Genomic DNA, 23,940 nt, shown 5'->3' on the forward strand with positions numbered 1-23,940 from the left:
TCCGAATATAAGAGACGAATAGTGTGATTAAATTAACACTTTCTGAACCGTTGATACATTTGTTAAAGTGATAAGGTTTGTCATTTCATCATCAGGAAGGTGTGTTTTGTTTGGAAGTCGTTTTACGGATATCAATCTCAAAGGAGATATGTTTGGCGGTGTAACTACAGCCATCATCTCATTGCCTTTAGCGTTGGCATTTGGTGTCGCTTCTGGTGCGGGCGCGGAAGCTGGCCTTTGGGGCGCCATCATGGTGGGCCTATTTGCGGCATTGTTTGGTGGCTCAAGCAGCTTGATATCAGAGCCTACCGGGCCGATGACAGTGATCATGACGGCAGTAATGACCAGCATGGTGGCCAAGTACCCTGAAACCGGGATGGCAATGACCTTTACCGTGGTAATGATGGCGGGTGCTTTTCAGATATTACTCGGTACATTAAAGCTAGGAAAGTACGTCACTTTGATGCCATATAGCGTGATATCTGGCTTTATGTCCGGTATCGGCGTGATTCTTGTCATTCTGCAACTTTCTCCTTTGCTAGGGCACGCAGCCCCTTCTGGCGGAGTGATGGGCACACTTTCGGCACTTCCTGATACGCTAGCTAATCTGAAAGTCAGCGAGCTGTTTTTAGGGGGATTAACGCTTGGTATCCTTTTCGGTTTTCCAGCTAAATATCGTAAGTATGTGCCCGCTCAATTGGTCGCTTTAGTGGCTGTAACGCTCTTATCCGTTATTATCTTTGATACCGACTCTATTCGCCGTATTGGTGAAATTCCCGCAGGCTTACCTTCTCTTGTTATTCCGACTATCAGTTCTGAGCAATTCACCACAATGGTGATCGATGCTTTGGTGCTAGGTACTCTTGGTTGTATTGATACGCTTTTGACTGCGGTTATCGGAGATTCATTGACTCGTAAAGAGCATGATTCAGACAAAGAACTTCGTGGCCAAGGCATTGCGAATATGATTTCTGGTCTGTTTGGTGCGCTACCCGGTGCGGGCGCAACCATGGGCACCGTGACCAACATTCAGGTAGGGGCTCGTTCTCCGCTTTCTGGTGTTATTCGTGCTTTGGTGCTTGCGCTAGTGGTATTGGTTGCGGGAGGCTTAACAGAACCGATCCCTATGGCTGTGTTGGCTGGTATCGCGATGTATGTCGGTTTCAACATCCTTGATTGGAGTTTTATTCAGCGCGCACACAAGGTGAGTTATGCCGGCATGGGTGTCATGTACGGTGTGATGTTATTAACCGTATTCGTTGATCTAATTATTGCGGTCGGGCTGGGCGTTTTTATCTCAAACATTCTGATCATTGAAAGGCTGAGTCGAGAGCAAGCTAGACAAGTTAAGGCGATCAGTGATGGCGATGATGAAGACGATATCCCATTGACTGACAGTGAACGTCAGTTACTGGATAGTGCCAATGGTAAAGTGCTGTTCTTCTACCTTTCTGGGCCGATGATATTCAGTGTTTCAAAAGCGATCTCACGTCAACACTCGAGCATTTCTGATTATGAAGCGATGATCTTAGACCTAACTGATGTGCCTATGATTGATGTTACCGTTGGCTTAGCGCTAGAAAATGCGATTAAAGATGCCCTAGATGCGCAGTGTGAAGTGTACTTATTGTGTCCTAATGAGAATACTCGTCAGCAATTAGAAAAATTCCATGTGATTGACCTTGTACCTGAATCCAATACTTATCGATTCAGATATGAAGCCCTGACAGCTGCAACAAGCTATGTTGATAGAGATGAACATCAATTTGACTCGGTTTAATCTTCAGCAATAATTTCACATGAATCAGTTATAGACGGCAAATATAGTATTGGTGATTAATGCCGTTAAGTTAATAACTTAACGGCATTTTTTATGTTTACTGAACACTGAATTGCTCTTTACGTACCTAATATTCTTGTTCGCTTTCGAAAGAAAGCCTCACTCGGTATTTGTATTAATCGTTAATCAACGATAAACTTGTTTGCAAAATGGCCGAGTAAACAAGTTTGAGTTAGTTTTCTGCTAGCTCGTATTAAGCATTACTCTCTTCCTCAAATTCGGCCATCAACATCTTATCTATAGCAAATGGCAGTCTATCTCTATGTATGCATTAGAAATTGAGCAACTAAGAAAAACTTATGCAGGGGGCTTTGAGGCTCTTAAGGGCGTGAGTTTACAAGTAGAAAAAGGCGACTTTTACGCACTACTTGGCCCAAATGGTGCGGGTAAATCCACCACCATTGGTGTTATCTCTTCACTGGTTAATAAAACGTCAGGCAAGGTGAAAGTGTTTGGCTACGACATTGATACCGATCTGGAGCTAGCGAAGTTGAACTTAGGTTTAGTCCCGCAAGAGTTTAACTTTAACCCGTTCGAAACGGTTGAGCAGATCGTGCTACAACAAGCCGGTTACTACGGTGTACCGAAAGCTCTTGCTAAAGAACGCGCTAAAAAGTACTTATCTCAGCTCGATTTGTGGGAAAAGCGTGGCGAACGTGCGCGTAACTTATCTGGTGGTATGAAGCGTCGTTTGATGATCGCGCGTGCACTGATGCATGAGCCTCATTTGTTGATTCTTGATGAACCAACGGCGGGTGTTGATATTGAATTGCGTCGTTCAATGTGGGAATTCCTCAAGGAGATCAACGAGAAGCAGGGCATCACCATTATTTTGACTACGCACTATCTAGAAGAAGCGGAAATGCTGTGTCGTAACATTGGTATCATCAATCGTGGTGAGTTGATTGAGAACACCACAATGAAGTCGCTGTTGGGTAAGTTGAGTGCCGAGACCTTTATTCTTGATCTTGAAGAGGGGGCGACTGAACCTAAACTTGAAGGTGTGAATAGCCAAGTGATGGTTAATGGCTCGCTAGAAATCGAAATCGACAAGAATCGAGGTTTGAATACCATCTTTGATCAATTGAGTGAGCAGCCGGTAAAAGTTCTCTCTATGCGTAACAAAGCAAACCGCCTAGAAGAGCTATTTGTGAGTATCGTCCGTGAGGGGAATAAATAATATGTACAGCCTATATTGGACCGCTTTCTGCAGCTTGTTGACCAAAGAGATCAATCGCTTCACGCGTATCTGGGTGCAAACTCTGGTACCGCCAGCGATTACCATGACGCTTTACTTCATCATCTTCGGTAACCTGATTGGTGCGCGTATTGGTGAAATGAACGGCTTTAGCTACATGGAATACATTGTGCCCGGTCTGATCATGATGTCGGTGATCACCAACTCATATTCCAACGTTGCTTCATCGTTCTTTAGTGCCAAATTCCAGAAGAACATTGAAGAGCTGCTTGTAGCGCCTGTTCCTAACTACGTGATTATCGCCGGCTTCGTAATGGGCGGCGTGGTGCGTGGCTTGTTAGTGGGCACTATCGTCACCTTTGTATCGCTGTTCTTTGTTGACCTTCAAGTCGACCACTGGGGCGTGATCATTGCGACGGTATTTCTCACGTCGGTTGTGTTTGCTCTGGGTGGTTTGATCAACGCGGTATTCGCACGTACGTTTGATGATATTTCTATTATCCCAACCTTCATTTTAACGCCGCTGACGTATCTCGGTGGTGTTTTCTACTCGATCAGTCTATTGCCTGAATTCTGGCAAGGTGTATCGAAGTTGAACCCTATCGTGTATATGGTAAACGCGTTCAGATATGGCTTTTTGGGTGTGTCTGATGTGGGTATTGTGACGTCGTTTGGCGTACTAGGTGTGTTTATTGTCGTGCTGTATGGCATTGCACATTACTTAGTTACAAAGGGGATCGGCTTACGTAGTTAACTTTTGGTTATCCAGGAGCTATTAGTTATCCAGGAACTATTAATTATCCTGAATCGCAGGCAAAGAAAAAGGTCGATATTACATCGACCTTTTTTATGTTTTTCATTTGTGCTTTGCGGTAGAACCTGGTTTACGTAAAGAGAAGAAAGCGATTACTCAGCAGTTTCTTCTTTCACTTCTTCTTTCGTTTCCGAGACCAAATCTAAAACTTGGTTGTCGATAAGACGAGTCTTACCTAGGAAAGCCGACATTAGAATCACTGCTTGAGTCGATTCTGAAGTGATTGCTTGTAACGTTTTCACATCACAAATGAATATTTCATCCGGTTGCAGGTCTGCTGCGCGCAGTTGGTCTGTTGCATCTTCAATGACAGACGCGTAATCATCACGACCACCACGAATAGCACTGCTGATCCAACGCATAGTGCGCGCTAGAACTGGAGCTCGCTGACGTTCGTCAATCGTTAGGTTGCTATTGCGAGAGCTCATTGCTAAACCATCCATTTCACGAACAGTCGCTACGCCCACAATCTCAATGTCTAGCGCTAAGTCAGTTGTCATCTGGCGAATCACAGCAAGTTGTTGGAAATCTTTCTCACCGAAGCATGCAAAGTCTGGCTGAACGATATTAAACAGTTTCGTGACAATTGTTGATACACCGCGGAAGTGACCTGGGCGAGAGGCACCTTCAAGCATATGAGATATACCCGGGACTTCAACAAACGTCTGTTTGTCCAATCCATCTGGGTACATAACCTCTGGTGTTGGCGTAAAGACTAACTCAACACCTTCGCCTGTTAGTTTGTTTAAATCGGCTTCTAACGTACGAGGGTAGTTATTTAGGTCGTCGGCGCGATCAAACTGCATTGGGTTAACAAAAATGCTTACAACAACAATGTCAGCCAGTTCACGAGCTTTCTTGACCAGAGTTAGGTGACCTTCATGTAGGTTTCCCATTGTTGGGACAAAAGCAACCGTACGTCCATCACGCTTAAACTGTTTAATCTGCTCACGAAGAGCCGCTATTTCAGCAAAAGTTTGCATAGTTACTCCTAAGCGATTGTATGAGCATCATCAGGGAAACGTGCGCTCTCTACTTCTTCTTTGTATAGAGCAACGGCTTTACGCATATCACCTGTTTCAGCTAGGAAATTCTTAGAGAATTTCGGCATGTAGTTCGCAGAAATACCGAACATGTCATGCATAACCAAGATCTGACCATCAGTAACATTACCTGCGCCGATACCGATAACTGGTACGTCACAAGCTTCTGTAATTCTTTTTGCTAATGAAGCTGGTACACATTCAAGAAGAACGATTTGAGCACCTGCATTTTGTAGTGCTAGCGCATCAGCAACCATTTTATCGGCTTGCTCGTTGTCACGGCCTTGAACTTTGTAACCACCAAAAATGTTTACCGATTGAGGCGTTAAGCCTAAGTGTGCACATACTGGTACAGCACGTTCTGTTAGCATCTTCACAGTTTCAATCAACCAGCTTCCGCCTTCGATTTTCACCATGTTCGCACCAGCGCGCATTAAGGTTGCTGCGTTCTCACAGGCTTGCTCTGGTGTGGCGTAACTCATGAATGGCATGTCAGCCATAAGAAGACAGTTTGGGCTACCGGCACGTACTGAGCGAGTATGGTAAGCAATATCTTCAACGGTTACTGGTAATGTATCGTTACGACCTTGTAGAACCATGCCAAGTGAGTCACCGACAAGTAGAACTGGCATATCTTGGCTTTCGAATAATTGAGCAAAGCTCGCATCATAAGCTGTCGACGTCGCGAATTTACGGCCTTCTTGTTTGCACTTGATTAGGTCGTTAATGGTTACTTTTTTCATTGATTTTCCTTAATGCGCTTGGCTATTGCTGCCAAACATTGAGCCCGTTCTTATCTACTATTTTTAGTAGTTCTGTCAGCTCAGTCCCATCAGGGAGTTGTAAACTTGGTGCGATTTCAGCAAGCGGGTAGAGCACAAACTCTCTTTCTTTCATTCCGTAATGAGGAACGGTTAAGCGCTCTGAATCGATCACCTCATTGCCGTATAACACGATATCGAGATCCAAGGTTCTTGGACCCCAACGCTCGTCTTTACGGACGCGCCCTTGTTCTTGCTCGATCTTTTGAGTGCAATCAAGCAGTTCAATTGGCGTTAATTCTGTTTTAATTGCTACTACCGCGTTGATGTAGTCGGGTTGGTTTTGCGGCCCCATTGGAGTGCTACTATATAGCTGTGAGGTCGCAACAAACGTTGTTCGCGGAAGATTCTTTAGCGTTTCGATCGCCAAGTTTGCTTGGCTAACGGGGTCGGCAAGATTACTGCCGACCGCAATGTAAGCCGTTATCATTCTGATTGCTTACTCTTTTTGTTCCTGTAAGTCTTACGGCGGCGATGACCCGACTTTGATGGTGCTGCTACGTCATTAGCCATCGCTTGACGCATATTGCGTCCTGCTGTCTGATAACGCTCCCACCATTTTGCTAGTTCTTTGGTTTCGCCACCTTCAATTTCGCCACGCATTTCTAGGAAATCGTAGCCAGCACGGAACTTGTTGAGTTCCATCAGGCGAACGGCACGTTTACCGTTGCGGCGAGGCAGTCGTAGTTGCAGTTGCCAAACTTCGCGAATGGTTGCGGTATGGCGACGAGGAATCGCAATTGATTTTACTTGTCGATCAAGAATGATGTTGCTTGCTTCCATGATCGCATCGTAGTGCGCCATACCCTGTTCAGCGACAAGCTTATCTGCCAACTTGTTCATTGGGTACCAAAGCATTGCAGCAAACATAAACGCGGGGTTTACTCGCTTGCCATCTTCGATGCGAAGGTCAGTCGAGTCGAGTACCAAATCAAGCATCTGCTCGGTATGTGAGTCGTAGCCTTCTGTGAAGTGTTCCGCTACGGAAGGGAATATCTGCTGGAACAGGTTGTACTCACGCATCAAGTGGTAGGTTTCTAAACCGTGACCTGATTGCAGTAATTTTAGAGACTCTTCGTAAAGGCGCGCTGCTGGGATATCTTTTAGAAGATGTGCCAACTCTTCAATTGGGTCGGCTGTATCTTCCTCAATATCAAAATCCAGTTTAGCGGCGAAGCGCATTGCGCGTAGCATGCGTACTGGGTCTTCGCGGTAACGCGTTTCTGGGTCGCCAATCAGGCGGATCAGCTTATCTTCTAAATCTTCTACCCCACCCGCGTAATCGTGGATGCTGTAGTCTGCAATGTTGTAGTACATCGCATTGATTGTGAAGTCACGACGTTCTGCATCTTCATCAACATTGCCGTACACGTTATCGCGTAGCAACATACCTTCTTCAGATTGCGCAGAAACGTTTTTCGATGGCTCTTGGTGGTGACCACGGAAAGTTGCTACTTCAATGATGTCACGACCAAACATGATATGTGCCAAGCGAAAACGTCGACCGATAAGGCGACAGTTTCTGAATAGGTGCTTGATTTGCTCTGGCGTTGCGTTGGTCGCGATATCAAAATCTTTTGGCTGAGAGCCTAATAAGATGTCGCGTACACCACCACCGACTAGAAATGCGTCAAAACCCGCACCATTCAGGCGATATAACACTTTAAGTGCATTGTCGCTGATCTGCTTGCGTGAAATATTGTGCTCTTGACGAGTATAAATATTCAGAGCTAATTCGTGGAATCCGCGTTGTTCGCTTGGGGTATTGTCGTTTGTATTCATTAGTTTATAACAAAGTAGGTATCGCCAGCTTTGTTTTTCTCTTAGTCCAAAGTGGTAGTGCAGAGTTTAATTGCGGCTAATAATAGCTTAGCGCGAGCCATTTGAGAACATCGTCTGCTTAGTCGCAGGTATTTGTTAGGGTATTTTTATGTATCGTTATTGCGATTTGCCGTTAGTTTCGAACTCATTACTGTGCTCTTTTTGTAAACTATCAGGTAACTGAGTGACGTTCCATTGCTGGCAGCCCCACAATAAAACTTCATCCATTGACGCTTCGAAAAGAGCATTCGGGATATCAAAACCTAAGAATCGCATCGCATTGATTAACGTCGGTTTTGGGTTGTCGAGATCTATCGCGGTGGCATGATTCTGTTTTGACAGTTTATTCCCCAAGCCATCGGTTGCCAATGGTAAGTGCAAGTAACTGACGGTTTTTTGTTTGAGTGTTTTATACAAGCTGATTTGTCGACCTGTTGGTTCTATCAGATCTGCCCCTCTAACGACTTCTGTTACCCCTTGTTCGATGTCATCAAGGACAACTGCCAAGTTATAGGCAAACAACCCATCTCTGCGTTTGATAATAAAATCTTCTTCAGCCAATGCTTTGGGAATTTGAATCGTGCCGTGACGAACATCGTCAAAGGACTCGATGGGAAAGTCCATACACAAGCGCACCGCCTGTTCGCCTGAATCAACCAAACCTTTGTCCCGGCAGTGGCCACTATAAAACCCACCCAAGGACTTTATTTGCTTACGGGTACATTGACAGTAGTAGGCCTGATTGTCAGTGACCCATTGATCAATTTGAGCTTGATATAGGTCATGACGCTGGCTTTGATAAACGACTTCACCGTCCCAATACAGGTGGTAAGCCTCAAGCGTCTTAAGAATGAGGTCTGCAGCGCCAGCCATTTCTCTTGGCGGATCGAGGTCTTCCATACGAACTAACCATTGTCCTTGGTTAGATTTCGCTTGAAAGTAGCTACCAAGAGCAGCAACCAGTGAGCCAAAATGAAGAGGACCTGACGGTGATGGTGCAAAGCGTCCGATATAATTCATGAGTGAGAAACCTAATCTTGATGGTACCGCAGTAGCCGATTCTTAAGACGTTTGGTGATTAGTTTATCGCTATCAACAACGATATAAACCACTTTTTAAAACAAACAAAAAAGGGAGCCAAAGCTCCCTTTCTTTACATCCGCAAGAATTAACCTTGCATCTGTTTCTCTTTGATCTCTGCAAGTGTTTTACAGTCAATACAAAGGTCAGCAGTTGGACGAGCTTCAAGACGACGAATACCAATCTCGACACCGCAAGAGTCGCAGAAGCCGAAATCGTCTTCTTCGATCTTATCTAGTGTCTTCTCAATTTTCTTGATAAGACGGCGCTCACGGTCACGGTTACGTAACTCTAGGCTGAATTCTTCTTCTTGAGAAGCTCGGTCAACAGGATCTGGAAAATTCGCTGCTTCGTCCTGCATGTGGTGCACAGTACGATCAACTTCTTCCCTGAGCTGGTTGCGCCAAGCTGATAAAATTTTTGTAAAATGTTCCGTTTGCTCAGGTGACATGTACTCTTCACCTGTCTTTGCTTGGTACGGTTCAACACCTGCGATGGCTAGGATGCCTAGCGCTTTTTTCTTAGATTCTGGCATACAGCATCTCCTATTTACACCTAGTCAACTGCAAAGCAGCTAATTTTAAGGCGGGTATCTATAGCAGAAAGAACGAATGGTGGCAAATACTCTTGTTAAAACTTGCAATCAATGTGAATAGTTCAGCATTTTTGCTTAGCTATTGATAAATTCAACGGCTTGTTTTAGTTGTATTTGAGTACTGCTGAGCTCTGCTTTATAGCAAAGCACTTCAACTCCAGCGTCTTGTGCTTGTTTTAGTAATAACGAATATTTGGCGTCTATATGGTGTGCCGCAGACACTTTTTCAATGCCTGAATGTAAAACAGTGAATAAAAGTACGGCTCTACTTCCAGATTCGACCATTTCTGTGAGTTCTCGCAGATGTTTTTGGCCTCTAGTTGTCACTGCATCAGGGAAAAAACCTTGTCCTTCGGTCGACGCTTGTTGTTTAGTTGATATTTGTCGCTTAGTTGACACTTGTTCGTCGAGCAAAGTGACGCTTTTTACTTCGATATAGCAAGGCGGCTTTTCGTTATCTTCAAGCAGAATATCAATGCGACTATTCTCACTGCCATATTTCACTTCGGTTCGTAACGCGTTATAACCTAAGAGTTCAACTATAGTCCCATTTTCAATTGCTTCCACCGCTAGCTGGTTTGCCCGCGCAGTATTTACACAAATACGGTGACCTTTGTCTGTTTCTGAGATCTCCCAGCTGTTTGGGTACTTTCTTTTTGCATTGTCTGACGTTGAGTACCACACCGTATTGCCAGGAGTCGCACATCCTGTCATCGCTCCGGTGTTAGCGCAGTGGATAGTACGCTCGCTGCCGTCTGGAAGTTGGATGTCAGTGAGAAAGCGTTTATAGCGTTTAATAAGAGTCGCTGGCTCTAATGGAGGATTGAAGTGCATATTACTTATTTAGAGAGGTAGGTTTTTATGTACAATGTTGCCAACATTACACCACAAGGTTCACCCATTGCCACAACTGCCCATAGAAGCTGTGATGCCAGATCTGCTCGCTGGCGTACAAACACACACTCAACTTATTCTAAAGGCCGCTCCCGGTGCCGGTAAGTCAACATTCTTCCCTTTACAGTTGGTTAAAACTAATGCCGTTCAAGGCAAAATCATTATGCTTGAACCAAGGCGTTTGGCTGCAAGGAATATTGCTACTTACTTAGCGAGCCAACTAGGAGAGAAAGTGGGAGAGAGCATAGGTTTTAGGGTTCGTGGTGAATCTAAAACCAGTAGTGCGACTCGCTTGGAAATCGTGACTGAAGGGATCATGACGAGAATGATCCAAACCGACCCTGAATTGACTGGGGTTGATATGGTGATCTTTGATGAATTTCATGAACGCAGCATTCACGCAGATACTGCATTGGCGTTTAGCTTGGAGATCCAAGATGCGCTGCGTGACGATCTAAAAGTGGTGGTGATGTCGGCAACCTTAGATCAACACGCTCTGCAATCTTTGTTACCTGATGCCAAGTATGTTGAATCGCAAGGCCGAACTTTCCCTGTCGACTTCCGCTATCAGCCATTAGGCTCGAATGAATATTTAGCACCTAAGATGGCCAACGTGATTCGTTCTCTGATGGAGAAAGAATCGGGTTCACTTTTGGCTTTCTTACCGGGTGTCTCGGCGATAAAACAAGTGGAATCACAACTTGGGCAACTTGTCAGTGATATTGACGTGTGTCCGTTGTATGGCCAATTGAGTTTTGAACAGCAGCAGAGAGCGATCGCGCCATCGGTGAAAGGGCGTCGAAAAGTGGTAATAGCCACTAACATTGCGGAAACTTCTTTGACGATTGAGGGGATTCGTTTAGTGGTTGATTCGGGGTTAGAACGAGTTGCAAAGTTTGATTTGAAAACCGGTATTACCAAGCTTGAACAAGTGAAAATTTCGCAGTCTTCTGCTGAGCAAAGAGCGGGTCGTGCTGGGCGAATCGAAGAAGGCTTATGTGTTCGCTTGTACAGCGAAACTCAGCTTATGCAGCAACCTGCTGTACCAGAACCTGAAATTCTTCATTCTGATTTGTCTTCGTTGGTGTCTGAATTGACGCAATGGGGCGCTGCGAGTGCTGATGAACTGCAATGGTTAGACGTTCCACCAAAAGCTTCAACAGAACAAGGTAAGCAACTCTTACAAAACCTGGAACTGTTAGACGCTAATGGGCAGTTCACTCCGCTCGGTAAGCAAGCCCAGCGCCTAGGCATTGAGCCGCGTATCGCTAGTATGCTGATCAAAGCTCAGCAAAACAGTCCAGCCTTGTTGAATGTCGCGATTGTTGCTGCCGCTTTACTTGAAGAGCCAGAGCGCAATGTGACGGATATTCAGCATTCGTTGCATCGACTGAAGCAAAGAAAACACTCAAAAAATAGCGTGGTGATGCAGCGAGCGAAAAGTCTCGCCAGCAAACTCAATCATCACTTAGATTTGTCACAAGTTGACGAATCATTGCTACCATTAGTGCTTTGTTTTGCATTCCCAGACCGAATTGCACAAGCGAGAAGTGCGAGCAGCAGTGCTTTTCTTCTGGCGAATGGTCACGGTGCTGAAGTTCGTGATGATGATCCATTGGCGAATAATGACTATATCGTCGTGATTGATTTGATGCGCAGCACAGGGCGAGCCAGTCAAGTTTTCTTAGCTACCGCGGTTGATATTGCGCAGCTAGAAGTTGAATTTCCAAAACTGTTTTTGTGTTCCGATTACGCCGATTGGGATGAGAAACGTGGTCGCTTAGTGGCAGAGCAGCGAGTGTCTTTGGGGAAGTTGATTATCAGCACCAAAGCTTTACCAGAACCCGATGCGAATCAGGCGAGCCAAGCGCTACTGAATTATATCGCTCGCTGCGGACTGGAGCGTTTACATTGGACGTCTTCAGCTAAACAGCTCGTTGAGCGTGTACGCTGCGCACAGCTTTGGATGCCAGAGCATGATTGGCCAGCGATGGATGACGCGAGTTTGATTGAGCATCTTGATGAGTGGCTATCACCCTATCTGAATGGTATTAAGTCAGCCAAAGGGCTGTCGAATGTATCGATTGAACAAGCACTGTCGGCTTATCTTGGCTGGCCTCTGAATAAAGAAATAGATCAATGGCTACCGACTAATTACCTGATGCCAACGGGCAGTAAGAAGTCGATTCGATACCAATATCAATCTGAGCCAATGATCTCTGTTCGAATGCAGGAAGTCTTTGGTGAGCAAGATTCACCCTTGATTGCCCAAGGGCGTAAAAAGGTGGTGCTTGAGTTGCTTTCTCCTGCGCAACGACCACTGCAAATTACTCAGGATTTAGCCGGCTTTTGGGCTGGCGCGTACAAAGAAGTACAAAAAGAGATGAAAGGCCGTTACCCAAAACATCCTTGGCCGGATGACCCTGCTAATCATGTAGCAACCACTAAAACTAAACGACAGTTGAACCGATGATGACCAAAATGTTAACGCCAAAAAAGGCACCACCTAAAAAAGCGCCAGCAAAGAAGTCACCAGCGACGAAAGGTAAGCCTAGAAAGCCAAGAGCAGCAGCGAAAAAGACTAAACCTAAGGCTAAGCCGTCTGGTAAGAGAGGTTGGTTGAAGATTCTGTGGGGCATTTCTTGGAAAGCTGGCTTAGCACTTGCCGCATTGCTGTTGTTCGTCGGTATTTATCTGGATTCAGTGGTTAAGCAGCGTTTTGAAGGTCAGCTTTTTGATCTGCCAACCGTTGTTTATGCTCGTGTGTTGGATCTGTCTCCGGGGACTGCGGTGAGTTTGGTACAGGTTAAGAATGAACTGGATGTACTTAATTACCGTAAAGTGAATTCTCCTCGTCACCCAGGTGAGTACTCTTCTTCTTCAACCAAGATTGAAATGATTCGTCGTCCGTTCGAGTTTGTCGATGGACCGGAAGCGGATCGTCATGTGATGCTGCATTTCAACGGTAACGAGTTAACTCGTATACAGTCGCTAGAGAAGAAAGGCGACATGGGCTATCTACGTGTTGAACCGAAAATGCTCGGTATGCTTGAAAAAAGTAACGATGAGCAACGCCTGTTCTTAAAACGTAATCAGTTCCCAGAAGTGATGGTTGATGCCTTATTAGCAACTGAAGACCGAAGCTTCTATCAACACGATGGGGTATCGCCATTAGCAATCGCTCGTGCAATGGTCGTTAACGTCAAAGCTGGGCGAACGGTACAGGGCGGTAGCACGCTGACACAACAGTTGGCAAAAAACCTATTCCTGTCCAGTGAGCGTACATTGTGGCGTAAGGTTCGTGAAGCCTACATTGCGCTTATCTTGGACCATCGTTACAGCAAAGACCGTATTCTAGAGGCTTACTTAAACGAGGTTTACCTTGGGCAAAATGGTGGGCAAGCGATTCATGGCTTCGGTTTAGCGTCTCGTTTGTATTTCGGTCAACCTATTCAAGAGCTCCGCATCGATCAACTAGCATTGCTGGTGGGTATGGTGAAAGGACCGTCGTATTACAATCCGGTTCGTTACCCTGAGCGTGCTAAGACTCGACGCGATCTGGTTCTTCGCTTATTGATGCAGCAAGACATATTAACTCCGCGACAATACGAAGAAGCGGCGAGTCGTGATTTGGATATTCAAGACAACCCACGTATTGCTAGTCGTCAGCCAGCTTACTTCCAGCAAGTAAACATTGAGCTTAAGAAGTATGTAGGCGATCGATTTGAAGCGAAAAAAGGGATTCGAGTCTTTACCTCTCTGGATCCCGTTTCCCAAGACAAGTTAGAAAAGTCGATTGCTCGTAAAGTGCCTGATTTATCGAAAACGGCAGGTAACAAACTGGAAGCCGCAGCTATTGCCGTGGATCGCAATACTGGTGAAATTCGAGCGATGGTCGGCGGTAAACGTACCGGTTACGATGGTTTTAACCGTGCTTTGAATGCGAGTCGCCCTATTGGTTCTTTGGTTAAGCCTGCCATCTACTTAACCGCATTGGAACAACCTCAGAAGTATACGTTGGCGACAACATTGAAGGACACCCCACTGAGCTTGAAAGGCAGTAAGGGCAGCGTATGGAGCCCAAGAAACTTCGATCGTAAGTTCCGTGGCGATGTGCCCTTGTATGTGGCGCTTTCTAAGTCTTATAACGTACCTACCGTTCGTTTAGGCATGCAGTTAGGCATTGATAGCGTCTCGGACACCATTGGTAAGCTGGGTGTCGATAAAAATGAGATTCGCCCAGTACCGTCGATGTTTTTGGGTTCGTTCTCACTGACTCCGTTCCAAGTTGCTCAGATGTACCAAACCATTACCAACTCTGGTCGCATTGCGCCTTTGTCTGCACTTCGTTCTGTTGTTGATAATGATGGCGAAGTTCTGTATCAATCGATTCCTCGTGTATCGCAAAGCGTTGACCAGCAGGCAGCTTGGTTAACAACCTATGCGATGAAGCGGGGTGTATCGGAAGGTACAGGTCGTTTCTTACAAGGTCAGTTTGCATGGGCTGGGTTAGCTGGTAAAACGGGCACAAGTAATGACAGTCGAGACAGTTGGTTTGTTGGTGTTGATGGTCGTGAAGTCACGACGATTTGGTTAGGCCGAGATGATAATAAACCGACTAAACTAACCGGTTCTAGCGGTGCGTTGCGTGTCTATGCCGATTATCTGAAGCAAAGAACGCCTGAACAACTATTACTGCCTTGGCCAACAGGAATTGCGACCGCTAGCTTTACTCGAACTTCTGAAGGGGCGTTAGAGTTTGACTGTGGTGGTACAGTCAAATTGCCGGTCTGGGATGAAAGTGGCAGCATTAAAAAGGGCTGTGAAAGTCAACCAAAACAGTGGCTAAAGAAGCTTTTTCAGTGGTAAAGTCATAACAGAAAAGAATGACAAGGATAGTTTAGATAATGATTTCTCGTTGGTTAGTGAGTAGCTTGGGTATTGTCGGTACTGTGATCAGTTTTCAACTGTTTGCCGCTACTGCAGCACAGGTTGATTCATCAGAACATGTTGAACTTAAACAAGCTCATAAAAGGCCAACCGTTGCTGTCGTTCTTGCTGGTGGTGGGGCAAAAGGTGCAGCTCACATCGGTGTGCTTAAAGCCCTAGAAGAGATGCAAATTCCGGTTGATTACATTACCGGTACCAGCATGGGTGCATACGTTGGTGGTCTTTATGCGACAGGGATGAGCGCTGATGAGATCGAGAGCTTTATTTATACGGTTGATTGGAATCGTGGTTATCGCGATCGCGTTAACCGTAGTGATCGCCGTGTGCGAGACAAAGAATATGAAGACCGTTATCAACTGAATACCGATCTCGGTTTAGGTTGGGGCGAAATCAAAGCCAGAAAAGGTGTGGTTCAAGGTCAGAATATGTTGCGTATTCTGCGCGAGACCACTGGTAATTTATCTCCCCTCGATTCTTTCGACAGCCTCGCTATTCCATATCGCTCTGTCGCAACCGATATTATCGACCTTGAAGAAGTCGTGATCGATCATGGTCACCTTGTTGATGCGATGATGGCGAGTATGTCAGTACCTGGAGCACTTCCTCCTTATGAAGTTGATGGGCGAATGTTGGTCGATGGTGGTGTCACCAATAACATGCCTGTTGATGTTGCTAGAGCGATGGGTGCTGACATAGTTATTGCGATTGATATCAGTACTAACTACAAAAGCAAAGAAGACTTCACTAACTTTTTAGCCGCAGCAGACCAACTCTCTAATTACCTTGTTCAACGCAGCACTCAAGAGCAAGCCGCGACGTTAACAGACGATGATTTTTTCCTACGTCCTGATGTTGGGCAAATGGAGACCACCGAGTTCGATAAAATGCCGACGGCTTATCATGCTGGATACGAAGCAACAAGGCAGTATACGGAGCAGCTTTCTAAGTTGGCGCTCTCTAACGCAGACTATCAAAAGTATATTGATCAGAAACAGCAAGCTCGAAAGCAGCTAAAACATGGCGACCAGACTGTCGTTGATAGAGTTATTATTAACAACAACACCCACTATTCAGATAAGTTAATCGAAAATCGTTTAAACCTCGATTCTGGTCAGGTTATTAAAACCAGTGAAATCGAATCTAAAGTGAAAGATCTTTATGCCTTAGATCGGTTCGAGTTGGTTACTTATGAATTTGAAAATGTTGATGGTGAGGATCAACTGCTGGTCGATGTGAACGAAAAATCTTGGGGTCCAAACTACCTCAATTTTCGATTCTTTCTTGAAGATGATTTCTCTACAACCAGCCAGTACTCGCTCGGTGTCTCTGCCAACTTTACCGATATTAATAAGCATGGTGCAGAGCTAAGAACTAATATCGAGATGGGAACGGACAAACGCATTGAGGCGGAACTCTTCTCACCATTCTTTTCGAGTCAAAAGTTGTTCACATCTGTGTCTATTGCTTACAGCAACCAGAATCGAAACCTGCCAGCAGGAATCGGCGAGATTGGAGAACCTACACTGGATGCAACCAAAGACTACTTACCAATGTCTTATCAAGAGTATCTGAGTGAATTTGCATTGGGCTATCAACCGACATTGTGGCAAGAGCTGAAATTTGGTGCACGTTATACCGATGGCAGTATTGAGGTGGCATCATTACCTTCACTAGGAAGTGGTGGCTATAAACGTATTGGTGCCTTTGCCAGTTATAGATTGGATACTTTGGATAACTTCAGTCTTCCTACCGAAGGTTATTTTGTCGATTTAGAATACCTTATCTCTCATGACGATTTTGAGAATGAGAGCTCTAATGGTGGTTCAGATTTCTCTTCTGAGAGTGATACAGTCTTTGAACTTTCGGCCAATTTTATGGCAGCACAAAGCATTGAAAAGCATACTTTAGTAGCAAAGGTTGATTACGGCATCGTAGAAAGTAAAAACTCAGTCTTTCCGATTGATCCGAAAGAGTTAGGAGGGTTCCTCAATCTATCCGGTATTCCAAGAAATAGTTTGATCGGTCAGAACTTAGCTTACACCAGTTTGATCTACCGTTATAAGTGGTTTGAAAATGACTTCGGCCTCTTTGAATCACCGTTCTACGTGGGTGCCTCTATTGAACATGGTGGTGTTTGGTCGAACAATGACTTAAAACTGGATGAAGCTCCAATGTATACTGCAGGCTCTGTTTTTGCGGGTGTCGACTCACCCATCGGGCCGATCATATTAGCTTATGGTCGAACCGAAGATAACTTTGATTCGGTGTATCTGATTGTCGGTACTTCCTACAAATAATCATGCGTAGAGTCACCGTTTAACTGCGTAAATAGGCAAAAATAGTGGGACTTTCGTCTTAACTTGCTATGTTGGTCAAAATGATAAGATTTTAATTTAACGTTAAATTTGCTATTCTACCGCCCACAGTTTGGCCTCTATGATGCCGCTCATCAATACAAATTGAATGACAAAAATGGCAATGGAGAGCCAAGTTTCCAAGGATGTTCGCTTCTTTATTTTACTAATAATTATGAAGGTAAGAAGTGAACCGCAATGAGAGGAAAAAAGTCGTGCTTGAAGCCTACCGTAAACACGTCGAAGAACGTGCTGCCGAGGGAGTTGTCCCAAGACCACTAGATGCTGAGCAAGTCGCTGGCCTAGTTGAACTTCTAAAGAATCCACCTCAAGGTGAAGAAGAAATCATTCTTGACCTACTAGAAAATCGCATTCCACCGGGTGTAGATGAAGCTGCTTACGTAAAAGCTGGCTTCCTTACGGCTATCACTAAAGGTGAAGTAGCTTCTCCACTAGTAAGCAAAGCAAAAGCTGCACAACTGCTTGGTACTATGCAAGGTGGTTACAACATCGAGTCTCTAGTGTCTCTGTTAGACGATGCTGAGCTTGCTCCAATCGCAGTTAAAGCCCTGTCTCATACTCTACTGATGTTCGATGCGTTTTACGATGTAGAAGATAAAGCGAAAGCAGGTAATGCTTCAGCACAACAAGTACTTCAATCTTGGGCTGATGCTGAATGGTTTACAGCGAAAAACAAAGTAGCGGAAAAGATCACCGTTAAAGTATTTAAAGTTACCGGTGAAACTAACACTGATGACTTATCACCAGCGCCTGATGCATGGTCACGTCCTGATATCCCAGTGCACGCGAAAGCGATGCTGAAGATGGAACGTGATGGCATTACTCCTGATGAACAGGGTAGCGTTGGTCCAATCAATCAAATTGAAGAAATGCAAAAAGACGGCATTCCACTGGCTTACGTTGGTGATGTTGTTGGTACAGGTTCTTCACGTAAATCGGCAACAAACTCAGTACTTTGGTTTATGGGTGAAGATATCCCATTCGTACCAAACAAGCGTACTGGCGGTGTTTGTCTGGGTGGTAAAATTGCACCAATCTTCTACAACACAATGGAAGATTCAGGCGCACTACCCATTGAACTGAACGTACAAGACATGAACATGGGCGATGTCATTGATATCTACCCGTACGAAGGTGTTGTTCACAAGAACGGTTCTGTGATTTCAAACTTTGAGCTAAGCAAAGTACTTCTTGATGAAGTGCGTGCTGGTGGCCGTATTCCACTGATCATTGGTCGTGGCCTAACGGGTCGTGCTCGTGATGCTCTAGGCCTAGCTGAAACCGATCTGTTTGCTAAACCAATCGATCCTTCTGCTTCTGATAAAGGCTACACATTAGCTCAGAAGATGGTAGGTAAAGCGTGTGGCGTTGAAGGTGTGCGTGCGGGTCAGTACTGCGAACCTAAAATGACGACAGTGGGTTCTCAAGATACTACGGGTCCTATGACGCGTGATGAGCTGAAAGATCTGGCTTGTCTTGGCTTCTCTGCGGATCTTGTGATGCAGTCTTTCTGTCACACATCTGCATACCCGAAACCAGTTGATGTAAACACTCACCATACACTGCCTGATTTCATCATGAACCGTGCAGGTGTTTCACTTCGTCCGGGTGATGGTGTTATCCACTCATGGTTAAACCGTATGCTTCTTCCTGATACTGTAGGTACAGGTGGTGACTCGCATACTCGTTTCCCTCTAGGTATTTCATTCCCTGCTGGTTCTGGTTTGGTAGCATTTGCTGCGGCAACAGGCGTTATGCCTCTTGATATGCCTGAATCTATCTTGGTTCGCTTTAAAGGCGAAATGCAACCGGGTATCACACTACGTGACCTAGTACATGCAATTCCGCTTTACGGTATCAAGCAAGGTCTACTAACGGTAGAGAAAGCAGGAAAGATCAATGAGTTCTCTGGTCGTGTACTAGAAATTGAAGGTGTTGAGCACCTATCTGTTGAGCAAGCATTTGAACTTTCAGATGCATCTGCTGAGCGCTCTGCAGCGGGCTGTACGGTTAAGCTGTCTCAAGAGTCTATCGATGAGTACCTGAACTCGAATATCGTTATGCTTAAGTGGATGATTGCTGAAGGTTATGGTGATGTTCGTACGATTGAGCGTCGTATCACGGCAATGGAAGAGTGGTTAGCGAACCCTGAGTTGCTATCTGCTGATTCAGATGCGGAATACGCGCACGTTATCGAGATTGATCTTGCTGACATCGATCAACCAATCCTATGTGCGCCAAACGATCCAGATGATGCTCGTCTTCTTTCTGACGTTCAAGGCACTGAGATTCAAGAAGTGTTCATCGGTTCTTGTATGACCAACATCGGTCACTTCCGTGCTGCAGGTAAGATGCTAGAAGAGTTTAATGGCTCTTTGAATACTCGCCTATGGGTTGCTCCGCCAACTAAGATGGATAAAGACCAACTGACAGAAGAAGGCTACTACGGCATCTTCGGTCGTGCTGGGGTTCGTATTGAAACTCCGGGTTGTTCATTATGTATGGGTAACCAAGCGCGTGTTGCTGACGCTTCGACAGTAATGTCGACGTCTACTCGTAACTTCCCGAACCGTTTGGGTAATGGTGCGAACGTTTATCTAGCTTCTGCGGAGCTTTCTGCAGTTGGTGCGATTCTTGGTCGTATCCCAACTAAAGAAGAGTACTTAGCGTACGCTGAGAAGATCAATGCAACCGCTGCCGATACTTACCGTTACCTGAACTTCCATAAAATGGGTCAGTACACGGACAAAGCAGACACGGTTATCTTCCAAGAACCAGCTTAGTTCCTCGTTCTATTTGCAGCTGCAGCGTTGTTGACTGCGTACGTTCACCCTAATTACATAGAGCTTCTATGCTCATAGGGATGAACGTACTTGTCGCCTAGCTGCAACTCCAACTATTTAGAGGAACCCAAATGATAGAGCGTCTACTTCGGTAGGCGTTTTTTTATGTCTGAATGTTAGTTTACGAGCGACTCGATCTCTTGATGACTTCGCTATATACTCTCGCCTCATTTTTTACCCTATCTGTCATTAGTGCGCGGAGCCTTTATGGAATTTGAATTTACACGAAACACTTTAATGGGCGAGTACTATGTAAAGTGCAGCATGGGTCATGAAATTGTTGGCCGCTGGCTTCAAGAAGAGATCGGGAAAGATAAGCAGAAATTGGATCATGTGATGGCGTTGATTGAGCAATCTCGACAAGATCTGAGCAATGAAGTGACGCTACTAGGCAAAGAGATCAGCCTAGCGATCAATGAAGACGACGTAACGATTCAAGAAAATGTGCTAGGGCACGAACAAGAGATGGAAGAGGGCAGTGAGTTCGATTTCTATAATTGTGAAAGCGAAGCAAGCTGCGGAATTGACGATTTCGAGTTGCTCATTGAACGTTGGATTGATTTTTTAGGTTACTAGTTGCTAATGATTTTGCATCGTGAAAGTTTCGTTGCCCAAAACTAGAGCAACGACAGTGCAACGCATTAAGATAGTGAAAAGGCCGCACCACATTGGTGCGGCCTTTTTCGTTTCTAAAACGGTATTGTTTCTATTTTATTTAAAATCAACAACTTAAATTTATGGCACGCTACTTGGATTGTAATAAGAGTATTAACGGATTAAGTGAAGAATTTAAGGAAAGAATATGAAATTAATAAATGCCATTGTAAAGCCATTCAAATTAGACGATGTACGCGAAGCGCTCTCTGATGTGGGTATTGAAGGTATGACGGTTTCTGAAGTGAAAGGCTTTGGTCGTCAGAAGGGGCACACTGAATTGTATCGTGGTGCAGAGTACCAGGTGGACTTCCTACCCAAGGTAAAGCTAGAGATTGCAACCCAAGCTGAAAATGTTGACCGAGTTGTTGAAGCGATTAGCCAAGCGGCGCACACCGGAAAAATCGGCGATGGCAAAATTTTTGTGTATGACCTAAGCCAAGCCGTACGAATTCGTACTGGTGAAATGGATGCTGAAGCACTTTAAAGAATTACAAGGACTGGAGACTTTAATATGGAACTTACAACAACAGTAACGGAACTACGTTACGCACTAGACACTTTTTTCTTCCTCATATCAGGTGCGTTGGTCATGTGGATGGCTGCAGGCTTCGCAATGCTTGAAGCTGGTCTAGTTCGTTCAAAGAACACCACAGAAATTTTAACTAAGAACATTTGTTTGTACGCGATTGCTTGTACGACTTTCTTAGTCGTTGGTTACAACATTATGTATGTCGATAACGGCGAAGGTGGCTGGTTACCGTCATTTGGTACTCTGATTGGTACTCAAGGTGAAGGTGCAGACCACTCATTAGAATCAGACTTCTTCTTCCAAGTCGTTTTCGTTGCAACAGCAATGTCTGTGGTATCTGGCGCGGTTGCTGAGCGAATGAAACTTTGGTCATTCCTTATCTTCTCTGTCGTGCTAACAGCATTCATCTACCCAATGGAAGGTTACTGGACTTGGGGCGGTGGTTTCCTATCAGAAGCCGGCTTCAGTGACTTTGCTGGTTCAGGTATCGTACATATGGCTGGTGCTTCAGCAGCCTTAGCGGGTGTTCTTCTGCTGGGTGCTCGTAAAGGTAAATATGGTAAGAACGGTGAGATCTACCCGATTCCAGGTTCAAACATGCCACTGGCAACGCTAGGTACATTTATCCTTTGGTTTGGTTGGTTCGGTTTCAACGGTGGTTCTCAACTTATGGTTTCTGACTTTGAGAACGCGACAGCGGTTGGCCAAATCTTCCTTAACACCAACGCAGCAGCAGCAGCAGGTGCTATCGCAGCACTACTAGTATGTAAAACGACTTGGGGTAAAGCTGACCTAACAATGATTCTTAACGGCGCGTTAGCTGGCCTAGTAGCAATCACTGCCGATCCTTTATCACCATCACCTTTATTTGCTGTAGCGATTGGTTCGGTATCTGGTGCATTGGTTGTATTCAGCATCATCGCTCTAGACAAAGCTAAGATTGATGATCCAGTAGGTGCTATATCGGTACACGGTGTGTGTGGTTTCTTCGGTCTAATGGCTGTGCCACTAAGCAATGCTGATGCAACGTTTGGTGCTCAACTATTGGGTGCAGCAGTAATCTTTGCATGGGTATTCGGTGCTAGCCTAGCGGTATGGGCAGTGCTTAAAGCAACAATCGGTATCCGAGTAACTGAAGATGAAGAACTTGAAGGTATGGACATGCACGATTGTGGTGTCGGCGCCTATCCAGAGTTTGTGTCTGTAAAATAGAACATTATGTATTAATCCATAATTTACAAATATTTACATATTACCCACTTGAAACCTGCTCTCATGAGCAGGTTTTTTTGTGCTCTATCATTGAAATTAATATTTTAATAAATATAATAACGCAACTGATATAGATTATCATTTCGATATAAAGGACTTTACCAATGAAAAAATTGCTAACTCTTTCAGCTCTAGCATGTAGCGCAATCGCACCAACGGCTGCAATCGCTGCTGAAGAAGTAAACGTATACTCTTACCGTCAACCTTTCCTTGTTGAACCTATGTTTGATGAGTTCACAAAAGAGACAGGCATCGAGGTGAATGTTAAGTTTGCTAAGAAAGGTTTAGCAGAGAAGCTAGCTCAAGAGGGCGAATACAGCCCAGCAGATGTGGTATTAACTGTTGATATCAGCCGTCTATCTGAGCTAACTGAAAAAGGTTTAGTTCAAGCTGTAGAAAGTGATGTTCTAGAAAAGAATATCCCAGCTCAGTACCAAGACACAGCTAACGAGTGGTTCGCTCTAACAACTCGTACACGTAGCGTTTACTCTTCTCGTGACCGTGTTGGTCGTCTAGGTGAAGATTTCACTTACGCTGATCTAGCTAAGCCAGAATTCAAAGGTAAAATCTGTACACGTAGTGGTAAGCACCCATACAACGTTTCTCTAGTATCTTCGATGATTGCTCACAAAGGTGAAGCTGAAACGAAAGAATGGCTAGAAGGCGTAAAAGCAAACCTAGCACGTAAGCCTCAAGGTAATGACCGTGCACAAGTTAAAGCGATCAAAGAAGGTCTATGTGACGTTTCTCTTGGTAACAGCTACTACCTAGGTAAGATGGTTAACGATAAAGAGCAAAAAGCTTGGGCTGACGCTGTTTACCTTAACTTCCCTAACCAAGAGACAACAGGTACTCACGTAAATATCTCTGGTATGGCAATGGCTAAATTCTCTCCAAATAAAGAGAACGCAGTTAAGCTAATGGAATTCCTATCTGGTGACGTGGCGCAAGGCATGTACGCAGAAGTGAACTACGAATACCCAGTTAAAGCTGATGTTAAACCTTCAGAGCTTGTTGCTTCTTGGGGGGAATTCAAAGCTGATACAATTTCTCTAGACCAGATTGCTGACCACCACGCAGCTGCAATCAAGCTACTAGACGAAGTCAAGTTCGATCTATAATTTTTTACTGTAGGCTTCGGCCCAAGTAAAATGACAGCCTCAAGTCGCCATTCCGGTAACTTGGGGTTGTTTTGTTTTGGAAAATCA

The 23,940-nt window shown here is 44.9% G+C and carries 18 protein-coding genes; 11 read left to right on the top strand and 7 right to left on the bottom strand.

Annotated elements, in window-relative coordinates; genetic code table 11:
* The first annotated feature begins 148 nt into the window (after window positions 1-148).
* The 3 genes from AB6C75_RS00815 (at window position 149) to AB6C75_RS00825 (ending at window position 3,792) form a co-directional block, all read left to right on the top strand.
* Window positions 149-1,780 carry a SulP family inorganic anion transporter gene (locus AB6C75_RS00815; RefSeq protein WP_372106476.1) on the top strand — a complete coding sequence of 544 codons (1,632 nt, stop codon included), beginning with the start codon at window positions 149-151 and terminating at the stop codon, window positions 1,778-1,780.
* 322 nt (window positions 1,781-2,102) lie between these two features.
* Complete coding sequence (locus tag AB6C75_RS00820; protein WP_372106428.1) at window positions 2,103-3,020, top strand: ABC transporter ATP-binding protein; 918 nt, start codon at window positions 2,103-2,105, stop codon at window positions 3,018-3,020.
* A 1-nt stretch (window position 3,021) separates the two neighbouring features.
* Window positions 3,022-3,792, top strand: coding sequence for an ABC transporter permease (locus tag AB6C75_RS00825; protein ID WP_009847587.1), 771 nt, complete (start codon window positions 3,022-3,024; stop codon window positions 3,790-3,792).
* A 152-nt stretch (window positions 3,793-3,944) separates the two neighbouring features.
* Here AB6C75_RS00825 and panC read toward each other — a convergent pair whose 3' ends face one another.
* The 7 genes from panC to sfsA all read right to left on the bottom strand — a co-directional run bounded on the left by panC (window position 3,945) and on the right by sfsA (window position 10,046).
* Window positions 3,945-4,835 carry a pantoate--beta-alanine ligase gene (panC, locus tag AB6C75_RS00830; protein ID WP_122045977.1) on the bottom strand — a complete coding sequence of 297 codons (891 nt, stop codon included), beginning with the start codon at window positions 4,833-4,835 and terminating at the stop codon, window positions 3,945-3,947.
* Window positions 4,836-4,843: 8 nt separating this feature from the next.
* Window positions 4,844-5,638: a 3-methyl-2-oxobutanoate hydroxymethyltransferase gene (gene panB, locus AB6C75_RS00835; RefSeq protein ID WP_009847585.1), complete on the bottom strand. Its 795-nt coding sequence runs from the start codon at window positions 5,636-5,638 to the stop codon at window positions 4,844-4,846.
* A gap of 22 nt (window positions 5,639-5,660) precedes the next feature.
* Window positions 5,661-6,146 (bottom strand): 2-amino-4-hydroxy-6-hydroxymethyldihydropteridine diphosphokinase, encoded by a 486-nt coding sequence (gene folK / locus AB6C75_RS00840; RefSeq protein ID WP_009847584.1) that lies wholly within the window; start codon window positions 6,144-6,146, stop codon window positions 5,661-5,663.
* Window positions 6,143-7,498: a polynucleotide adenylyltransferase PcnB gene (pcnB, locus tag AB6C75_RS00845; protein ID WP_372106431.1), complete on the bottom strand. Its 1,356-nt coding sequence runs from the start codon at window positions 7,496-7,498 to the stop codon at window positions 6,143-6,145. Before pcnB ends, folK begins: the two co-directional genes overlap by 4 nt.
* A 156-nt stretch (window positions 7,499-7,654) precedes the next feature.
* Window positions 7,655-8,557 (bottom strand): tRNA glutamyl-Q(34) synthetase GluQRS, encoded by a 903-nt coding sequence (gene gluQRS / locus AB6C75_RS00850; RefSeq protein WP_372106432.1) that lies wholly within the window; start codon window positions 8,555-8,557, stop codon window positions 7,655-7,657.
* 148 nt (window positions 8,558-8,705) lie between these two features.
* The gene (gene dksA / locus AB6C75_RS00855; protein ID WP_009847581.1) at window positions 8,706-9,152 is read right to left on the bottom strand and encodes an RNA polymerase-binding protein DksA; all 447 of its coding nucleotides are present in this window, start codon (window positions 9,150-9,152) and stop codon (window positions 8,706-8,708) included.
* A 135-nt stretch (window positions 9,153-9,287) separates the two neighbouring features.
* Complete coding sequence (sfsA, locus tag AB6C75_RS00860) at window positions 9,288-10,046, bottom strand: DNA/RNA nuclease SfsA (protein WP_017097331.1); 759 nt, start codon at window positions 10,044-10,046, stop codon at window positions 9,288-9,290.
* A 94-nt stretch (window positions 10,047-10,140) separates the two neighbouring features.
* On the opposite strand from sfsA, the gene hrpB reads away from it, so the two are divergent.
* The 8 genes from hrpB to AB6C75_RS00900 all read left to right on the top strand — a co-directional run bounded on the left by hrpB (window position 10,141) and on the right by AB6C75_RS00900 (window position 23,853).
* Entirely contained in the window at window positions 10,141-12,579 is a 2,439-nt protein-coding gene (hrpB, locus tag AB6C75_RS00865; protein WP_269335786.1) for an ATP-dependent helicase HrpB, read from the top strand.
* Window positions 12,576-14,975 (top strand): penicillin-binding protein 1B, encoded by a 2,400-nt coding sequence (gene mrcB, locus AB6C75_RS00870; protein ID WP_017103851.1) that lies wholly within the window; start codon window positions 12,576-12,578, stop codon window positions 14,973-14,975. The genes hrpB and mrcB overlap by 4 nt, the downstream gene beginning before the upstream one ends.
* A 38-nt stretch (window positions 14,976-15,013) precedes the next feature.
* Window positions 15,014-17,353 carry a patatin-like phospholipase family protein gene (locus AB6C75_RS00875; protein ID WP_372106435.1) on the top strand — a complete coding sequence of 780 codons (2,340 nt, stop codon included), beginning with the start codon at window positions 15,014-15,016 and terminating at the stop codon, window positions 17,351-17,353.
* A gap of 272 nt (window positions 17,354-17,625) precedes the next feature.
* Window positions 17,626-20,214, top strand: a complete 2,589-nt coding sequence (gene acnB, locus AB6C75_RS00880) for a bifunctional aconitate hydratase 2/2-methylisocitrate dehydratase (RefSeq protein ID WP_029223086.1) — start codon at window positions 17,626-17,628, stop codon at window positions 20,212-20,214.
* A 267-nt stretch (window positions 20,215-20,481) separates the two neighbouring features.
* Window positions 20,482-20,850, top strand: a complete 369-nt coding sequence (locus AB6C75_RS00885; RefSeq protein WP_029223087.1) for a YacL family protein — start codon at window positions 20,482-20,484, stop codon at window positions 20,848-20,850.
* 226 nt (window positions 20,851-21,076) lie between these two features.
* Window positions 21,077-21,415, top strand: coding sequence for a P-II family nitrogen regulator (gene glnK, locus AB6C75_RS00890; RefSeq protein ID WP_004738200.1), 339 nt, complete (start codon window positions 21,077-21,079; stop codon window positions 21,413-21,415).
* A gap of 27 nt (window positions 21,416-21,442) precedes the next feature.
* Window positions 21,443-22,672 (top strand): ammonium transporter, encoded by a 1,230-nt coding sequence (locus AB6C75_RS00895; protein WP_017097325.1) that lies wholly within the window; start codon window positions 21,443-21,445, stop codon window positions 22,670-22,672.
* 164 nt (window positions 22,673-22,836) lie between these two features.
* Complete coding sequence (locus AB6C75_RS00900) at window positions 22,837-23,853, top strand: Fe(3+) ABC transporter substrate-binding protein (RefSeq protein WP_012604721.1); 1,017 nt, start codon at window positions 22,837-22,839, stop codon at window positions 23,851-23,853.
* Window positions 23,854-23,940: the final 87 nt, after the last annotated feature.

It is taken from the genome of Vibrio sp. 10N.237.312.B06, from assembly GCF_041464685.1.
In the GTDB taxonomy this organism is placed as follows: Bacteria; Pseudomonadota; Gammaproteobacteria; order Enterobacterales; family Vibrionaceae; genus Vibrio; species Vibrio tasmaniensis_A.

Excerpts from the sequence above, each read along its gene's own strand:
- AB6C75_RS00895 (WP_017097325.1), top strand. The coding sequence starts at position 21,443 with ATGGAACTTACAACAACAGTAACGGAACTACGTTACGCACTAGACACT.
- glnK (WP_004738200.1), top strand. The coding sequence starts at position 21,077 with ATGAAATTAATAAATGCCATTGTAAAGCCATTCAAATTAGACGATGTA.
- AB6C75_RS00820 (WP_372106428.1), top strand. The coding sequence starts at position 2,103 with ATGTATGCATTAGAAATTGAGCAACTAAGAAAAACTTATGCAGGGGGC.
- hrpB (WP_269335786.1), top strand. The coding sequence starts at position 10,141 with ATGCCAGATCTGCTCGCTGGCGTACAAACACACACTCAACTTATTCTA.
- AB6C75_RS00825 (WP_009847587.1), top strand. The coding sequence starts at position 3,022 with ATGTACAGCCTATATTGGACCGCTTTCTGCAGCTTGTTGACCAAAGAG.
- dksA (WP_009847581.1), bottom strand. The coding sequence starts at position 9,152 with ATGCCAGAATCTAAGAAAAAAGCGCTAGGCATCCTAGCCATCGCAGGT.
- AB6C75_RS00875 (WP_372106435.1), top strand. The coding sequence starts at position 15,014 with ATGATTTCTCGTTGGTTAGTGAGTAGCTTGGGTATTGTCGGTACTGTG.
- folK (WP_009847584.1), bottom strand. The coding sequence starts at position 6,146 with ATGATAACGGCTTACATTGCGGTCGGCAGTAATCTTGCCGACCCCGTT.
- panB (WP_009847585.1), bottom strand. The coding sequence starts at position 5,638 with ATGAAAAAAGTAACCATTAACGACCTAATCAAGTGCAAACAAGAAGGC.
- AB6C75_RS00815 (WP_372106476.1), top strand. The coding sequence starts at position 149 with ATGTTTGGCGGTGTAACTACAGCCATCATCTCATTGCCTTTAGCGTTG.
- AB6C75_RS00885 (WP_029223087.1), top strand. The coding sequence starts at position 20,482 with ATGGAATTTGAATTTACACGAAACACTTTAATGGGCGAGTACTATGTA.
- AB6C75_RS00900 (WP_012604721.1), top strand. The coding sequence starts at position 22,837 with ATGAAAAAATTGCTAACTCTTTCAGCTCTAGCATGTAGCGCAATCGCA.
- mrcB (WP_017103851.1), top strand. The coding sequence starts at position 12,576 with ATGATGACCAAAATGTTAACGCCAAAAAAGGCACCACCTAAAAAAGCG.
- gluQRS (WP_372106432.1), bottom strand. The coding sequence starts at position 8,557 with ATGAATTATATCGGACGCTTTGCACCATCACCGTCAGGTCCTCTTCAT.
- sfsA (WP_017097331.1), bottom strand. The coding sequence starts at position 10,046 with ATGCACTTCAATCCTCCATTAGAGCCAGCGACTCTTATTAAACGCTAT.
- panC (WP_122045977.1), bottom strand. The coding sequence starts at position 4,835 with ATGCAAACTTTTGCTGAAATAGCGGCTCTTCGTGAGCAGATTAAACAG.
- pcnB (WP_372106431.1), bottom strand. The coding sequence starts at position 7,498 with ATGAATACAAACGACAATACCCCAAGCGAACAACGCGGATTCCACGAA.